Raw genomic sequence first — 15,894 nt, forward strand, 5'->3', positions numbered from 1 at the left:
AAAAAAGGTACATTAAGAATTGGTAACCCTGACCTGATAAATGGTTTCAAACGTATCTCCATAAAGCGATCTTATGCAATACCGATTTCATCCATCACTTTTATCCGCCGTAATGTTGGTTTTTCTTCTTTCCGGATGTATAGCAGGCAAGCAACAACAAGACTCTGGAATGGCCACTGAACCGCCGGAGCTGGACCTTCGGGTAATTGAAAATAAAAATGAAAAAATAAGTACACTCGAAAAGGAAAACAAGATACTCGCTGACCAACTCTACAATCAGAAGCAAATATCTACAAAGCTGCAAAAAGCACTGCTCGCCCGCTACCAGGAGACAGACAGCTGTCTGCAGACAAATGAACGCCTCGTTGCAGAACTGGTTCAAAGCAAGGCTAAACTGGCCAACAGAGGAAGTAAGCTCGAAGCCGTCACCCTTATTGCAGAAGCCACAGCCGTTATTGGCGCCTTAGATAATCAGCCCAAAAACCGTAGACAGGAGATTCTCGCAAAAAAAGCAAAACAGTATCTCCTGGAAAGTAAGGCCGAGGTAGAAAAGGAAAATTTCGAGGGAGCCTCCTATCTCTGCCGAAAAGCCATGGAACAGGTTAAAGGAATAGAACGGGAAAAAAATAAGGGTAATATCAGCCAGAACAACGAGGAAGTCTCCTTTTCAACCCCTTTACAAATGGAACTGTTGAAAAATGGCAACCTCAGAAACAAACCGTCCACGCAGGCCGAGATTATTGCAGTCCTTCAAACCGGAAGATCTGTATCTGCGATTGGTTTCAACAATAATTGGGTCAAAGTTCAAGTCGGGGAGCCGGTTCAAACGGGATGGATGCACATCTCACTTCTTTACTGATGTCTGCAAAGCCACAACATTTTCTGACCTGCCAACAGGCGCATCTTCCTCTGCGACAAGATAAACAACTTGATTACGCCCGCCCTTCTTTGCCCTATAGAGTGCTCGATCAGATCGCTTCACCACAGCATTCTCATCTTCGTCCTGTTCCATAATTCTGCTCACCCCAATGGACACATGCAAGCGGATTACCGTGTCTTCATGACAGAAAATGTGATTGGCAACTGCTTTTCTTATACGTTCAGCAGCATGAAGCGATTCCTCCTCGGCAGATTCTGCCAGAATCACCAGAAATTCCTCTCCACCATATCGGCCGGCGGCATCAACATTACGTAAATTATCTTGAAATATCAGGGCAATCTGTCTTAATACTTCATCACCCGCCTGATGACCACAGGTGTCGTTCACGGATTTAAAATGATCCACATCTAACATCAGGACAGAAAAGCCGGTCTTGTAACGTTGGTAGTAATCAAAGTGATCCTGCAGTTTCTGCATAATCTGCTTACGATTATCGAGTCCTGTAAGTGCATCGGTGGTAGCGAGCTGCTCCAGTGCGGTCTGACTTTCCTTGAGTTTCTCTACCATCTCATTAAATACCCTTGTGGCAAAACCGATCTCATCGTTTCGCCGAACAGATAGCTGCACATCCAGATCACCACCGGCAACCTTTCGTGAACCTTGAATCAAGGCCGTGAGCGGGACCATAATCTGCCTCGTCAATAGATATGCAGCAAGCCCCATGACCAACCCCAGCGAACACACTATGATGATATTCCGATTTCGTGACTCGATCGCGCTGGCAAAGACTTCCTCGTAATCCTCGGCGATCAGGAGTCCCCACTCCAACTCCTGAAACGGAACAAGTAATCCCATTAATCGCATGTTTTGACCATTCGACAACTCCTGCAACACCGGCCTGTCACCTTCATCCATATTCAAGTCACCAAGTAGAAGCTGTATGCCACCGAGAATATCCGCACCATCATTACTAAACAGGAATTGGCGACCACCCTCCAACTCAACAAGAGATTCATAAAGACGATCTCCACTCTTCGCCCCCAACCTTTCCGGTTCGAGCAACGGCTTCAGGCCGGCAAGTGAGACCTCAATTGCAAGAAGGCTTTCATATTCATAAAGTTGGTCCATAAACAGGGGAATGCCTATCAATAGAGAAGGCGCATCCCCGGAATGAAGGAGAACACCACCCTTAAACCACTGTCTGTCAGAAATCTGGACTACAGCATCATCCGGAAAAGAAAAGGAGCGATCGGCATCTCCCGTTTGAGAGGCGGCAATAACCGAACCGGTTCTGGAAAGAACGAAAATGCTCAGGTAATCATCAAACTGGTTCTTGAGCGTGGTAAGATATGTCTCAACTGTTTCGATTTCGCCACCAGGAACCGAACCCGTCACACCAGCAGCTCCATCATTGTTCTGGGAAGCAGGGACAACGCCGGCTAAAATGGAAGAATTGGAAAAGACATTCAGGTCATACACCCTCTCTTTCAGCCAAAGCGAGATTTCCCTTTCAATTATGTTGGCCGAATCCATAAATTTCTGTTCAACCTTCTCCTCAAGGGTAGACTGCAGCATATTATGAAGCAGCACTCCCACTGAAAAAGAAGGAACCACAGCAACAAGGATAGACAAAACAAGGATCCTGTTTCGTATGCTCAACAGACCTGAACTGTGTTCTTCTACCCGCATAGCAGAAAGTGGACTTATTGATGAGATTTAAAATGAAAAAACAACTCCTACGGCCAAACCAGATACCTGAGATTCTACCACAATTAGATGATTATAAAAAACATTTCAGTTCCTGCGAAAAAACTCAGCAATTCCCTTGAAAAAAAGTGGTATGTCGTTTCGGTGGAATCTGATAGTCGCTGCACCAACAAGAGCTGCCAGTTACCTCTAAAAGCAATACCGCCAGGAACGTGTCGGAGAATTGCCATTTTGGCACAAATCGAGGCAATTGCAGAAAATTCATCACAGCCATATAATTGATATTGCAAGCATACAATTCCTGCACATAACGAAGAGATGGGTCAAAAGGGTTTTCTCCGACACGCTCCTGGAGAATCCCATAAATAAACCCTTGTAGTTTGACCAGTTTTCAATATATTGACTGAAATTGTTACCTGTTACCCTATACATTCCAGATCGAACTAATACGGTGAGCTAACCGGGATGTTCCTGTCGGCAATCATTCCTGCAATTATCGTTTCTCATTCTTAAATTATGGATTATCGTCGAGATATTGATGGACTTCGATGTTTTGCTGTGGTGAGTGTGCTGCTCTACCACCTCAGTCCGCAATTACTGCCCGGTGGCTTTACGGGCGTTGATATTTTCTTTGTCATTTCCGGTTTTCTCATCACCCGGCTGCTCAGGTCAGATATTGAACAGAACAGGTTTTCTCTGGCCCGGTTTTATTCCCGCAGGATCCGAAGAATCTTCCCGGCACTTTTTACCGTGCTTTTTGCCACATTCATTTTCGCCCTTATCGCCCTGGAACCAAATGCGTACTCACGCTTCATGGAAGAATTTCGGTTTGCATCATTACAAATCTCCAACTTTACCTTCTCAAAAGAGCTCGATTACTTTGCCCCCGGCAATGAGCTTTCACTTCTTTTACACACTTGGTCACTTGGCGTGGAGGAGCAGTTTTACCTTTTCTGGCCTCTGCTTCTTTTCACTGGTTTCCATCTGTTTAAAAAGAAGTACTGGTATGTAATTTCAGGTGTCATCCTGAGTTCTTTTTTACTGAGCGATTACTTCTGCAGGGAATCCCCTCAACAGGCGTTTTACCTCCTTCATTCAAGGGCCTGGGAGCTGGGTATCGGTGGCATTCTGACCTTTTTGCCCACTGGCTCCCTGCAGATGAAATGGCTCAACTCCATACTCGCATCGACAGGTTTTGTATTCATCATTCTGGGATTTACCAAACTCAATCAGTATATGCCCTTTCCCGGCCGGAATGGCCTATTACCAGTGCTTGGGGCAGCTCTTCTGATCTATACCGGTGGCCGACAGAAAACTATTGTTGCCCCTTTCCTCGCGAACAGGATTTGCGTTTTTATCGGGAAAATTTCATACTCAGTCTATCTTTGGCACTGGCCCCTTATCATCAGCTACAAGATCTCGACAGGAAAAGAGATAGATATAATCTCCGGTAGTGTTATCGCCGCTGTAACGTGCCTTCTTGCAACTGTTTCGTATTATTTTGTTGAACAACCGTTTCGACGAAAGAGTGATGAACCACACCAAAACGCACCGAAACCAAAGCTGCAGTTACTTACATGCACAGTCGCCCTGGCCATGCTTGCTTGTCTTGTTTTTTCATACCTGTTTGAAAAAAATGAGAAGTCGACCTTATTGGCAATTAAAATCCGTGGAATCGAAAGCCCCTCTAATTTTGAGAGTGAAGATGTCACCATTTATTGGAGAACAGACAGACAAGGGTTTGAGGAGGAACGATCCCTCGACCTTGATTATGTAGACTTTATCGACACGGATGATGTTTATCATTTTATTTTTGAACTGCCGCCAATATACAGCATCGACTCAATTAGAATCGACCCATTGCGGCATGAAGGCGTTATTGAAATCCTCCAGATTCAGGTAACAAGCGGTCTGCTCGCCAGAACCAAAACATTCTCTGATGTATCATGGATTGCACAGTCAACGGTCGGAGCTTCTGATAATCTTGAATTCAGCCTGGTAAACGGTAAACTACAGATACAGAGCCATTCAACTGACCCTTATTTTTTGCTGTTTGCCAAGTTTCCGCACTTTTATGAAACCGAATCATTACTCCTTGCCGTAATGGCAATTGGCTGTTTTCTTTTTGCAGCCTTCTCCTGCACACATCGAGGACAAATGCATATGGCGGTGGTCTCATATGGCCTCGCCTTGATCTGTTTCTCGATAACGATATCTTTTCGCGGACAGTTTTCATCCACATCCAGTTGGCGTTTCATTGAACATGAATCGCCGGAATACTGGCGCGAAGCGATGGCCAAAACAGATCTGCATGCTCTCAACAGTAACGGAGCTGCCCAGGTTGTTCTCTGGGGGGATTCCCATGTTAGGAATTATGGAGACTCGGTAAGTCGGTGGACAAATGAAAAAGATCTGACACTTAAACTTATTTATAAACCGGCATGTCCGCCAGTAGCAATAAATCAGGACGAGATCTCCGCCCTTCTTGATATTGCCTACACCAACTACACCGTTTGCTTCGACCATAACGAAGAGACTCTGGCTACCATAGAAAACGACGACCAGATTGAGTATGTCTTTCTTGCGATGAGGTATGAATATTATCTGAACCATCCATCTATGCTTTTCAGGGCAGTGTTGGAAGCTCAGGTGCCCTTCTCCCGCGAGGAATACTTCAGGCATTCGTTTAACTACACCATAGAACGGTTGAAACAGGCCGGGAAGAAAATCGTCCTTTTGGGACAGGTTCCTGTTCTGCGCGAAAAACCGGATATATGCATCAAAAGAAATCAGACACTTCTCACCTATATCCTTAAACTCAAACCTGGATGTGACGTCAACGACGAGTTCAGCGATGAGATACTGCGGCTTGGAAGAACCATGTTTGAACAAACAACTATCGAAAATCCATCAGTATATTATTTTAAACCGGAAAAATATGTATCTTCAATATTTGGGGAAGGCGGCGCCCTTAAATACCATGACAATAACCATCTCAACTCCTATGGTGCGGAATTGCTGGTCCCCTCGTTCACAAAAGAACTGAAGACCTTCTGACACAACTCTCAGGTACTCCGGCAACCACAAATTCGGGTTAGCCCACATTACATTGCCTGGAATGTTTCCCCGCAATTCCGCTATAACAAGTACGAATCCGGGCAATGTCATTATCAACATCACCAGTGGGCTCAAAGCTTGACAGGAAACCGCCGGTTTTTCTTTCGTAGTCCAGAAATGCCAGGGCAATAGGTACTTTCGCACCAAGGGCAATATAATAAAATCCGGTCTTCCACTTATCGACCCTGGACCGTGTCCCCTCTGGTGGTACGGCGATAACCAAGCGCTCACTGGCATTAAACGCTTCGATGGTTTGACCCACAACATTATTCGATGATGATCGTACGATGGGGATACCACCCATCCACCTCATAATGGGTCCACGCCACCCTTTAAATAGCGAATCTTTGCCCATCCAGTGCATATCAAAGCCATAAACAAACGCCATCGCTAACGAGAGAGGAAAATCCCAATTACTTGTATGGGGCACAGCAATTAAAACATATTTCGGGGCAAGCGGTGGGTGCCCTTGCAGTTCCCACCCCCTGATCTTGAGAATGATTTTGCACAGCGGTTTTATAATCGTTGGAAATAACGGGGTGTTGTACATCGTTAGTTTCACGAAACGTACCTGGAGTAAAAAGAAACCGGCTCAATAGTTTATAGACGACCCTGGAGAATTGCCGTTCCCTCCAAGCACCAGGTATCATTTACCTGACTGTGGGTGAAAGTATCATTATAATTGCAGCGTGAAAACGATAAAATGAACTCATGTCGTTAAACTGTTATCCCGAAGGGGAAGAGAAATAGTGTCCCTTTCTACAAAACCTGCCTGGCAGAAAATGAGAACAAAGTCAGTAAAGCAGCAACAAGCACGTACACCCCAAGCCACAAAAAAAACGCCTGAACTGCGATTCCCCTATCAATTAAATAACCGAACAATATTGGCGAGGCTGAAGTACTGATTACTGCCAGAGAAGAAATCAGGGCCCTGATTGCGCCAAGGTGTTTCGTGCCGTACACTTCGACCCACAGGGCGCTGATAATTGGACTGCTGGCACCTATAGATGTGCCAAGCAGCATCATAAGGGCATAAGCAACCCAGTCACCGGTTCTCACGACGGGAATCCACAAACCCGCCAACATCGGCAAAGGAAAGAATTTCAACAATTGAATACCACTGAAGCGATCTACCAGTACTCCGGCATACATGGATGATAACCAATGGGCACTTCCATATAACACAAAACAGTTTGCAAAAAGCATTGGCGACCACCCCATGTGCGGGAGAAAAAAGCCCTGGTGAATGAAAAGACCTGTGATTATAAATGGTGCCGCCAGAATTGCCGGTAACACAAACCAAAACCTGTAATCCTTAAGCAAGGTTCTGCGCGAGCCCTGTGAAGGTAGCTTTTTTCGCTTCTTAACATTTGAACCGATGTTTGCTTCCGCGTATTTCTCCTGTTCGTTTCTGCTTAGCAGCCAGTGGGCCAATGGTAAATAGAGAAAAGGAACGGACAACCCGACAAGGAACCAACTGTTTTGCCAACCAAATAAGGTAATCAACACCACCGCAAGGGAGGGAAGAAGGATCTCACCCAGTGGAACACCGCTGGTAGCTATGCTGACCGCTTTTCCCCTGTGGATTGCAAACTCCCTGGTCATGCATGTAACAGCTGTATGGGGTAGCAATCCCTGACCAAAGAACCTGAGCAAAAACAGACTTACAATGAGCCCGCCTAAGGTATTTACCTTCCACAAGCACAAGGCCGCAATGAATAATCCCGTGGCACTGAAGGTGACAAACAACCGAAGCGAGACTTTATCGATTGTTGCCCCAATCCACATCAAAAGAAGACCGCTGGCCAGGGTTGCAATTGAATACGCGGAACCATAGCCGGTGGCAGAGAGTCCAAGATCTTCCTGAAAACTGGCACCATACCAACTGATAAAAAAAGACTGCCCGAAATTTCCCCAGAAAACTGTCATCATGCCAAAAACCAGCAATGGCCAGCAACGCCTGAGAAATGAAATGTAAGCCTGAATCATTATTTATGTAGCTACCAGCCTAAGGGACAATCCTATGATGAAGAGTGTTCATAACGATCATACTGAAGCGATTGATCAAAAAATATACGTCATATAACATCATGGAAAAATATCCCAATACCCTTCACCACCTCACTACAATTACAGCCGTGTATCAGCGCACCTCGCTGCCGGATAGCCGAATGAAATCAATACAGGAACGTGCCACCTCCCCAGTGTTGTCGCCATCGATCATGACTCCGAGAGTTGCCATGCGTGGCGGCTTTGCCCCAAACGCCTTCTCATAGTCGGCAACGATATCGACCTCGTAGTTGCGCCACTGGTTCAGGTACCTTGCCCCCCTGTCTACCGGGATCATTTTCGCCCGATCCACATACACATTTGTGATCACATCTGGTGCATCTGGACGATTTGCCCAAATATAGTTCAAGGTACTGTCCGGCGGATATTCTCCGTAAATAACCTTTCCCGCGGTGTATTTGAGTTTTCTGGACCAGCTCGCCTTTTCCGGGTCGTAGGCGAATATAACATAGAGACGAGCCGGATAATCATCACCTTGTTTTTCCAGGTAGTTCCCATGAGCATAAATATTATCTACTTTCCAGCGCCAACTCAGAATCGGGGCATTGTAGACATCAAATCGTGTTTTCAGGATCAGGGCGGATGCCCCTCCTGCTGTCCGCATTTCAAGACAAGTTGTCTTTTCTTCCTCAACAATGCGATAGGAAGAATGGTCATCAATGCCATGAAAGGTAAACGGCTCCCATTGCTCCAGACTCCTGAACGACTCATCGAGAAGACCGGAGTCGGCAAATATCTTCGAATGAGAACAAAAGACCACGAGCATGCCATAGCAGGCCAAGAACATATACCTTAAACCATTTCGAGGCCAGCTCATAATTTCCACCCATGAAACTGCAGAAAAGTTGAAAATTTATTCATATCGGAACGTGATCTGTACCACGGCTGCAGACTGGTATAAAATGGATTACCTGTCAGTTCCGTACTTCCAAAATCCTTATCCATGCCGACAAAGAGATCCATGCTCGGTAATGATAGCAATAAAAGCTCCCACCATTTGAACGCACCTCTAACGTGCCCTGTCAACGGCCAACCACTATAGTAAAAGCTTGTTTCATTCCCCTGTTCCGTCTGCAGATTGCGCAAGCTTTCCTGGCTTCTAATCTCCGCCGTAGCGAAATTGTGTTCACTCTCCTCTTTCCCGGTTATAACATTGATCCCCATAATTCGGTGGGTACCCGGGCGAATAACAAGTTCTATTGACTGTCCCGGCACAACCGCTGGCAAACGTGCAGGCAGGGTCTCACCATAAATATCGATTTGCGATTCAGGCCACTCTTCAGGGTAGGCCTCCCCAGACAACCAGCCTGTGGGGAGTATTGCAACGTAGCAGCCACAGGTATGAACCGTCGTCAACAGGACAAGGTGATCATCCTGATCCCTGGTCAGAACTACAAGCAGCCCGGGATGCCTGCCCGCAGTAAGATAAAATGGAAACAGACTAAAAGGGGTTTTCTCGAAATGGACACGGTAGATGGAGTTTGTATACTCTCCCTTTGCCGTCGTAAACTTTGCAGAAGCTTCATAAACAGTGGGCCGGGCCCCATTTACCCGAACAGTAACACGCCCGTCTTTGTCGAGAGCTTCAACAGTCCCGATACGGTTATACGTTTTCCCACTCTCCAGCGTCGTAAAAACAGGCAGGATCTTTCCGGTCACAGGGTCATCAGGGTGCTGCTCCAGTTGTACCGTTTCCTTAAGTGCATGACCTCCGGGAAGCGGGGAGCAACCGGCCAGATAACCTATAAGCAGAATAAGAAAAAATAACGAACCGTTTGTAATTTTTGGCACTGTTCTCTCCTCGTAATCTCCAGAATTCACAAAGCTCATATAGAGTATAGCGATACTCTGAATCTTATCCTGAGGCAATCATTTAGCAGCAGGTGAGATTCCCGGTATAAAAATAGAATAGCCGATATCCTCCAACCTGCCATAAAGGGAGGCGGGAGTATATCGGCTATTTTCAGAGCGCAGCTCACAAAGATGAGATGATTCTCAAGACCTCAACCCTTCATCGCGTACCTGTAAAACATCTTACTACTGTTGAGCAGTCACCAGCAACTCCAACTCCCGATCCGTCACAATGATGTCAACTCCCTCTGCATGCTACTGTTATTATTTATCGTTTTCAGCTATTGTTGTTCCTTTTTCCAAAGTACTGATCGAAACTCTCTTCGGTGTCTTTCCTGCCATTGAATACTTTCTGGATATTACATATTACATGCATCTATAATGCATATCTCTTCCTGGTGGCTATCTGTTCCATAAATCCTTCAATGCGAATGCGAAGCTGCTCTGTATCGGAGTGCGAGTAGTCGGTTACAACATGCAGAAAAGGAAGCCCAAGTTTATCTTTTACCAGCTCCCTGACCCGGTATGATTCAATTTCAAACGGCTGACAGAATTGCCAGGCCAGATCGATTACCCCGTCGATTTGAAATTCCCCGGTTAAACGTTCAAGATCCTCAAAGCGTTGGTTATTGGGCGTCATGCAGGCACAGGTAACCCTGAGATAGCGTTTGGCAATGGCGACGAGAGGGTCTTCATTTCCATGCAAGTGAATCTGATCTTCTGACCGGGTTACTCCGCCGCACCCTTCCTGGCAGACAACAACCCCACCACACTCTTCTACAATTTCCAACACCTTGGAACAGCCAAGACTATTGCCGAGCCCAGTCCACAAAATACGTGGCTGGTCAGCAGAATGCGCGTATTCCTTTTTCTCGACAAGGTTGTGTAGCTCTGCATGAAATCTCTCGAGCGTCTCGATATGGTGATCAAAATCTGTGTAATACTGAAGTTTGGACATGGTATTTATGAACTCAAATCCATTGATCGGCCCGGGATGATGCACCCTGCAGTAGTAAAGATCGGTAATCAGTTTGCGTCGCTTGTTGCCCTTTACTATCGCTTCTCGGAGGTGGTCATGAGTGATGGTTACACCAAGCTGCTGTTCGAGAAACGATTTAGCCTGACGGACCTCTTCGACCCAATGATCCAGAGCAGCAGGGGTTTCTGGCTTTTGCGGCAGGTCCATGACATACATTGGCACCTCCCGCTCAAGTAACTCGTACATCTTCTTTCGCCCATCACAGGTAGTCTCTGCGATAACGCAGTCAGCAAGCGGAAAAATTGGACAGGTACCCGAAATTGCCCTGCCGTAGGTTGCCTTGACCTTCGGACACTGATCCGGGCTCAGAACCTCTTCTGCTTTAGTAATAGGTTCCTGTGTCGAGCCGCAAAGTCCTACCGGAATTGCACCTGCAGCCAGGATGAGTTCTGTCGGTGAGTAGGAACAGAGACAACCGACCACCTTCCTGCCGTCCTCCTTTGCCATCTCTAAGGAAAGGGCGAAGTCGTTATGGACGTCCTGTATAGTTTCAGTTACTGCAAGTACCATGTAAGCACCATTTATTGAGAGGATCGTTGTGCCAGAACGGCTGCCCCGAGAGCCCCGCTGAGTTGAGGATCGATATCCAGGGGAGGCAAGGGGGTTCCCAGGTAATCAGCTAGCGCATCTCTGAGTCCCCTGTTTTTTGCGACCCCGCCGGTGAGCACACATTGGTCTTTCAGCCCGATTCGTCTGGCCATGTTACCGATACGGTTTGCAAAGGCACGATTCACCCCGGAAACGATATCTGCCGGGGATTCACCACGAGCAATCAGTGAAATGAGTTCCGACTCGACAAAAACCACGCACATCGAGTTAATACTGCAGGGGTGAACACCCTTGAAGTGAATGTCCGACAGGTTAGCCAGATCCATCTCCAGAGTGCGCGCCACCATTTCCAGAAATTTCCCGGTCCCGGCGGCGCATTTATCGTTCATAATGAAATCAACCATGTTCCCGTTCTCATCGAGATGAATCACTTTACTATCCTGGCCGCCGACATCGATCACCATTCGGATATTCGGGTTGGTATAATTCGCACCTAAGGCGTGACAGGAGAGTTCTGTAACTGTCGTATCGGCAAAGGACAGCGATACGCGTCCGTAACCAGTACCTACCATTCCCAGGATATCGTGGGTTTGTGCAGAGGCAGTTGAAAGTGCTTCTGCCAATACCGTCTCTGCAGTCTTCCCTACATTTATGCCGGTTGGCCTGATCGCGCTGATGAAGGAGGACTCGCCGTTAAGCAGCACCACTTTGGTAGTGCGGGAACCTGCATCAATACCTGCAAAGTATTTTTTGTTACCGGAAGTCATGTCATGAATCTGCGACGTTAAAGGTATCGAAAAGACATAAAAAATTATCAGTAAGCCTTATTTGAAAACAATCTATAGTAGGCGAATATGGGTAAAGTCAAATATTAAATATCGATAAATACGATTCACCAAATCGGTTTATCACATCATTAAATCTCAAGCGGAACCACGAAGTTGATAGATTATGATGAAGATTGCATGCCACAGGCAGAGCAGACATGAGAAGTTGTAGGTTTCAGGAAAACTAAGCTTCCTCTGAAAAGGCTTTTTCATTCTTGAAAAAACCTAAACAATAGGTGCTTTAAATTATATGGAAAAGATCCTCTCCTTGTCTTTGCAACAGCACACAAACACATCTGGATGTACATTCTGTCAAATATATTATATAATCGACATGTTAAATTGAGAACGAGAATGCATTCAGGGAAAATGTGAAAATGAAAGAAGATACATATCGTGATGCTACTTTTATCGTCACGGAAGCGCGTTCCTGCCCCATTTACGAGGTAGGTGATGAGCTGAAAGTTCAGAATTTCAGCCTGGTGACATCACATTATAAAGCCAGCTGCCTCCACCTTACTGCCAGAATAGCCGATATAGTAACGATAAAGAAAAATATCAGTGCAACTTCAGCAACAGCAGGCGGGCAAAATAAACAATTTAACTGCGGTGGCTGTGAAGAAGGACTCATCTACTTTGAATATAAAAGAGAGAGAGATTTTAGCACATTACAAATGAAGGTGCTCAAAGAGGAAAAAAAGCGGCGAAACAGTAAACATATCAAACAACATTTCCTGGAGCTCCGGAAACTGGATATTTTCAAACCACTTAACGACAGTTCTCTGATAGACCTGACATTTTTACTTGAGTTCAAGACGATTCCCAAAGATAAGAGAGTGGTGAAGAAAGGAGCACCAGGCAATAATCTGTATATCATTTTAAAAGGGACGGTAGCTGTCATAAATGATAATCGTTCAAAAGTGGCAGAGCTCAAGGCTGGAGAGATATTCGGCGAAATGAGCCTTCTCTCCGGGGAGCCGGTGTCAAGTTCTATACATACAATTGAAGAAACCCATGTCGCCACCCTTAGCGTAAAGAATTTTCGCGACATTTTAACAAGTTACCACATATTGCAATTTTTCCTTTTAAAGTTACTCATGGAGAGGTCGCAAAAAGTTGCCTTAAGGTCCGGCAATATTACTTCTGGCATGACTGGCAAATTGAACGAAATAAGTACAGGCAAGCTTTTTCATATGATCGAATTGGCACGAAAAACCGGTGCTGTTCATTTTTCGCTTCCGGAAGGAAAAGCTGTAACCTATTTTGAAGAAGGTAACATCATCTATGCCCGTTATGCAAAATATCGCCAAAAAGACGCTATAAAAGCGCTGTTAGAGACAAAAAACGGCCATTTTCGTTATACAAGAGGGATTCCTAAAGAACTGGCAAACTCACCTCCAATTGATGAGGGGCCAGATCATCGAATGTGATCCCTTCCTGGCTCCCGTGATGTCCTTCTGATTTCTTCCAAATTTGCTATAATGAGTAGGAGCACATTCCATGACTCATCCTACTTCCTGGAGGCACCATGAAAGTTGCATTGAACTGCGGCAAAGAAAATATCGCCCTGAACCTGCCAGATACTGTTCGCACTATCTCAACCCACGAGTCCGGAAGCATCACAGATCCTGAGAAGGAGGTGCACAATGCCCTGACCCATCCCATAGGGACACCACCCCTTGCAGAATTAGCCAAAGGCCGAACGAGTTGCTGCATCGTGATTTCAGATATAACCAGGCCGGTCCCCAATAAGGTCATTCTGCCGCCTATTTTGGCCACTCTTGAAGAAAATGGTATTGACCGGGAGAGTATCACGATCCTGATTGCAACCGGCATGCATCGGCCCAATCTCGGTGAAGAACTGGAATCTATGGTCGGCAGAGAAATCATGGGCAATTATCGTATCATCAACCACTATTGCCAAAAAAGTGAGGAGATGCGTGAGATTGCCCGAATTGACGGCGTACCCATTGAGGTAAATACCCACTATCTTGACGCGGATTTAAAGATCCTCACCGGTCTCATAGAACCCCATTTCTATGCCGGTTTCTCAGGTTCCAGAAAGTCGATTCTGCCCGGTATCTCCAGCTTTGAGACCATGAAATTCATGCATTCCTACCAAGTCATAGATCAACTTCAGCAGGCTAACTGCAGACTGGAAAACAATATCTTCCATGACTATGCCATGGAGGTGACCGAAAAAGCAGGAGTCGACTTTATTCTGAATGTGGTGATCAATAAGCAGCGGGAACTGGCCGGGATTTTCGGTGGTCATTACGACAAGGCACACAGGGCCGGTTGCGACATGGTTGTGGAGCATGCGGTGACACAGCTGGAAGAAAAAGCCGATCTCATCATCACCTCGGCTGGCGGCTACCCTTTGGATGCATCCTTCTACCAGGTATCAAAATGCTTAACCAGTGCACGGGATATCCTCACCGAGGATGGAACAATTTTTGTGCTCTGCGGCTGTGAGGAAGGGCTTGGCAACGAGGAGTTCTGCACCATTATGCGTTCAAATCCCACCCCGGAGGATTTCAATGCCCACCATAGTAACCCGGAAAATTTTGTCATAGACCAGTGGTGCGCCCAGAACATTTATCAGGCCCTGGAGCATGCCGGGAAAATCTATGTCTACTCCCCGGGATTAAGCGATGACGATGTAAGCCGGTTTGGCGGCATCAAAGTGACCGATTGCCAGCAGACCGTTGATCTACTGCTGAAATCGCACAGCAAGGTTATTGTTATTCCGGAAGGCCCCTACGTGGTCGGCAAGATAAAAGAATAGTCTTAGCCCTGGAGCCTTCAAGCATCAAAGCTGCAAGGAAAATTCGTATCCGATCTTTGCTTATACTTGAAGGGAATGGCTGCGGACAAAAAACGGTTGACTTGAAATGCGCCAACCGTTTGAGATACCTAGAGTTACTGGCTCATGACAAATGCTTCCTTAAAAAGGCGATCGTCCGCTCCCAGGCTATTTGGGCTTGGACCTCGTTGTAGCGCGGAGTGGAATTGTTATGAAAACCATGACGAGTACCCGGGTAGGTGTGCATGACAAAATCTTTGCCATGCTCCTCCAGGGCCTGCTGGTACTCCTGCCGGGTTGCGTTAACACGTGGATCATCCTCGGCATACTGAATCATCAATGGTGCCTCAATTTTGGCAACCTCAACCATTGCAGGTGATCGGCCGTAAAAGGGAACCCCGGCATTGAGTTCAGGGCCCATGACCACCGCAAGCTTATTAACGACACCACCGCCATAACAAAAGCCGGTTGCACCCAAGCGACCATTGGACAGCTCATGCGACTTGAGAAAGCCAGCCCCATTCAGGAGGTCGGTAAACAGCTTATCCTGATCCAGAGATTTCTGCATTACCTTGCCATCGTCATCATTTCCGGGGTATCCCCCGATCGGTGACAAGCCATCCGGTGCCAGCGCCACAAAACCTTCAACGGCAAAACGGCGAGCAACGTCTTCGATATAGGGATTCAGACCTCTGTTTTCATGTATCACCAGAATCGCTGGAAACGGACCTCCCCCTGCGGGCCGTACCAGATAACCGCGCATCGTTCCTGATGTGCCGCCAGGAGAATCGTATTCTATATATTTCGGAATTATACGCTCATCCGTAAACGAAATCGTCTGGGCCATAGCGTAACGTGGCAGCAATGCCTCCGCCATAACCAGGGCCGAACCACTTGCCACGGCAAGTGCTGATGCTTTGTTAAGAAACTCCCGACGTGTCATTGGTGTATGACAGTATTCATCATAAAGATCGTACACTTGAGAATCAATATAGTCATTCGTCATAACTCTTCACCTTGGTTTCGCAGATATTTTTAAGTAGGGTGA

The 15,894-nt window shown here is 46.4% G+C and carries 12 protein-coding genes; 4 read left to right on the forward strand and 8 right to left on the reverse strand.

Annotated features, from left to right (window positions below):
* Positions 1 to 169 precede the first annotated feature (169 nt).
* The gene (locus tag GA520_RS18500; RefSeq protein ID WP_163338725.1) at positions 170 to 859 is read left to right on the forward strand and encodes an SH3 domain-containing protein; all 690 of its coding nucleotides are present in this window, start codon (positions 170 to 172) and stop codon (positions 857 to 859) included.
* Here GA520_RS18500 and GA520_RS18505 read toward each other — a convergent pair.
* Entirely contained in the window at positions 845 to 2,512 is a 1,668-nt protein-coding gene (locus GA520_RS18505; RefSeq protein ID WP_240910174.1) for a diguanylate cyclase, read from the reverse strand. The genes GA520_RS18500 and GA520_RS18505 overlap by 15 nt on opposite strands.
* Before the next feature lie 591 nt (positions 2,513 to 3,103).
* Here GA520_RS18505 and GA520_RS18510 point away from each other — a divergent pair.
* Positions 3,104 to 5,644 carry an acyltransferase family protein gene (locus GA520_RS18510; RefSeq protein ID WP_163338727.1) on the forward strand — a complete coding sequence of 847 codons (2,541 nt, stop codon included), beginning with the start codon at positions 3,104 to 3,106 and terminating at the stop codon, positions 5,642 to 5,644.
* 37 nt (positions 5,645 to 5,681) lie between these two features.
* Here GA520_RS18510 and GA520_RS18515 read toward each other — a convergent pair whose 3' ends face one another.
* From GA520_RS18515 to GA520_RS18540, 6 genes are all read right to left on the reverse strand, one after another.
* Positions 5,682 to 6,266: a lysophospholipid acyltransferase family protein gene (locus tag GA520_RS18515; RefSeq protein WP_163338728.1), complete on the reverse strand. Its 585-nt coding sequence runs from the start codon at positions 6,264 to 6,266 to the stop codon at positions 5,682 to 5,684.
* Positions 6,267 to 6,463: 197 nt separating this feature from the next.
* Positions 6,464 to 7,636: an MFS transporter gene (locus tag GA520_RS18520; protein WP_205749300.1), complete on the reverse strand. Its 1,173-nt coding sequence runs from the start codon at positions 7,634 to 7,636 to the stop codon at positions 6,464 to 6,466.
* A 211-nt stretch (positions 7,637 to 7,847) separates the two neighbouring features.
* Positions 7,848 to 8,591, reverse strand: coding sequence for a DUF3047 domain-containing protein (locus tag GA520_RS18525; protein ID WP_163338730.1), 744 nt, complete (start codon positions 8,589 to 8,591; stop codon positions 7,848 to 7,850).
* Positions 8,588 to 9,565, reverse strand: coding sequence for a hypothetical protein (locus GA520_RS18530; RefSeq protein ID WP_163338731.1), 978 nt, complete (start codon positions 9,563 to 9,565; stop codon positions 8,588 to 8,590). The genes GA520_RS18525 and GA520_RS18530 overlap by 4 nt, the downstream gene beginning before the upstream one ends.
* A 436-nt stretch (positions 9,566 to 10,001) precedes the next feature.
* On the reverse strand, positions 10,002 to 11,174 hold the full coding sequence (locus tag GA520_RS18535; RefSeq protein WP_163338732.1) for a double-cubane-cluster-containing anaerobic reductase: 1,173 nt from the start codon (positions 11,172 to 11,174) through the stop codon (positions 10,002 to 10,004).
* 11 nt (positions 11,175 to 11,185) lie between these two features.
* Complete coding sequence (locus GA520_RS18540) at positions 11,186 to 11,980, reverse strand: acyl-CoA dehydratase activase (protein WP_163338733.1); 795 nt, start codon at positions 11,978 to 11,980, stop codon at positions 11,186 to 11,188.
* 437 nt (positions 11,981 to 12,417) lie between these two features.
* Between GA520_RS18540 and GA520_RS18545 the strand changes: the two genes are divergently transcribed.
* Together GA520_RS18545 and larA are read left to right on the forward strand one after the other, a co-directional pair.
* Complete coding sequence (locus GA520_RS18545) at positions 12,418 to 13,470, forward strand: cyclic nucleotide-binding domain-containing protein (RefSeq protein ID WP_163338734.1); 1,053 nt, start codon at positions 12,418 to 12,420, stop codon at positions 13,468 to 13,470.
* 98 nt (positions 13,471 to 13,568) lie between these two features.
* A complete protein-coding gene (gene larA, locus GA520_RS18550) occupies positions 13,569 to 14,828 on the forward strand; it encodes a nickel-dependent lactate racemase (protein WP_163338735.1) in 1,260 nt (419 codons plus the stop codon).
* 142 nt (positions 14,829 to 14,970) lie between these two features.
* On the opposite strand, the gene GA520_RS18555 is transcribed toward larA, so the two are convergent.
* Positions 14,971 to 15,852, reverse strand: coding sequence for a dienelactone hydrolase family protein (locus tag GA520_RS18555; RefSeq protein WP_163338736.1), 882 nt, complete (start codon positions 15,850 to 15,852; stop codon positions 14,971 to 14,973).
* Between the last annotated feature and the right edge of the window lie 42 nt (positions 15,853 to 15,894).

Source organism: Desulfopila sp. IMCC35008, assembly GCF_010646885.2.
In the GTDB taxonomy this organism is placed as follows: domain Bacteria; phylum Desulfobacterota; class Desulfobulbia; order Desulfobulbales; family Desulfocapsaceae; genus Desulfopila.

Bases quoted from the DNA above. Each gene is read 5' to 3' on its own strand.
- GA520_RS18500 (WP_163338725.1), top strand. From the start codon at position 170: ATGGCCACTGAACCGCCGGAGCTGGACCTTCGGGTAATTGAAAATAAA.
- GA520_RS18510 (WP_163338727.1), top strand. From the start codon at position 3,104: ATGGATTATCGTCGAGATATTGATGGACTTCGATGTTTTGCTGTGGTG.
- GA520_RS18520 (WP_205749300.1), bottom strand. From the start codon at position 7,636: ATGATGACAGTTTTCTGGGGAAATTTCGGGCAGTCTTTTTTTATCAGT.
- GA520_RS18525 (WP_163338730.1), bottom strand. From the start codon at position 8,591: ATGAGCTGGCCTCGAAATGGTTTAAGGTATATGTTCTTGGCCTGCTAT.
- GA520_RS18535 (WP_163338732.1), bottom strand. From the start codon at position 11,174: ATGGTACTTGCAGTAACTGAAACTATACAGGACGTCCATAACGACTTC.
- GA520_RS18540 (WP_163338733.1), bottom strand. From the start codon at position 11,980: ATGACTTCCGGTAACAAAAAATACTTTGCAGGTATTGATGCAGGTTCC.
- GA520_RS18545 (WP_163338734.1), top strand. From the start codon at position 12,418: ATGAAAGAAGATACATATCGTGATGCTACTTTTATCGTCACGGAAGCG.
- larA (WP_163338735.1), top strand. From the start codon at position 13,569: ATGAAAGTTGCATTGAACTGCGGCAAAGAAAATATCGCCCTGAACCTG.
- GA520_RS18555 (WP_163338736.1), bottom strand. From the start codon at position 15,852: ATGACGAATGACTATATTGATTCTCAAGTGTACGATCTTTATGATGAA.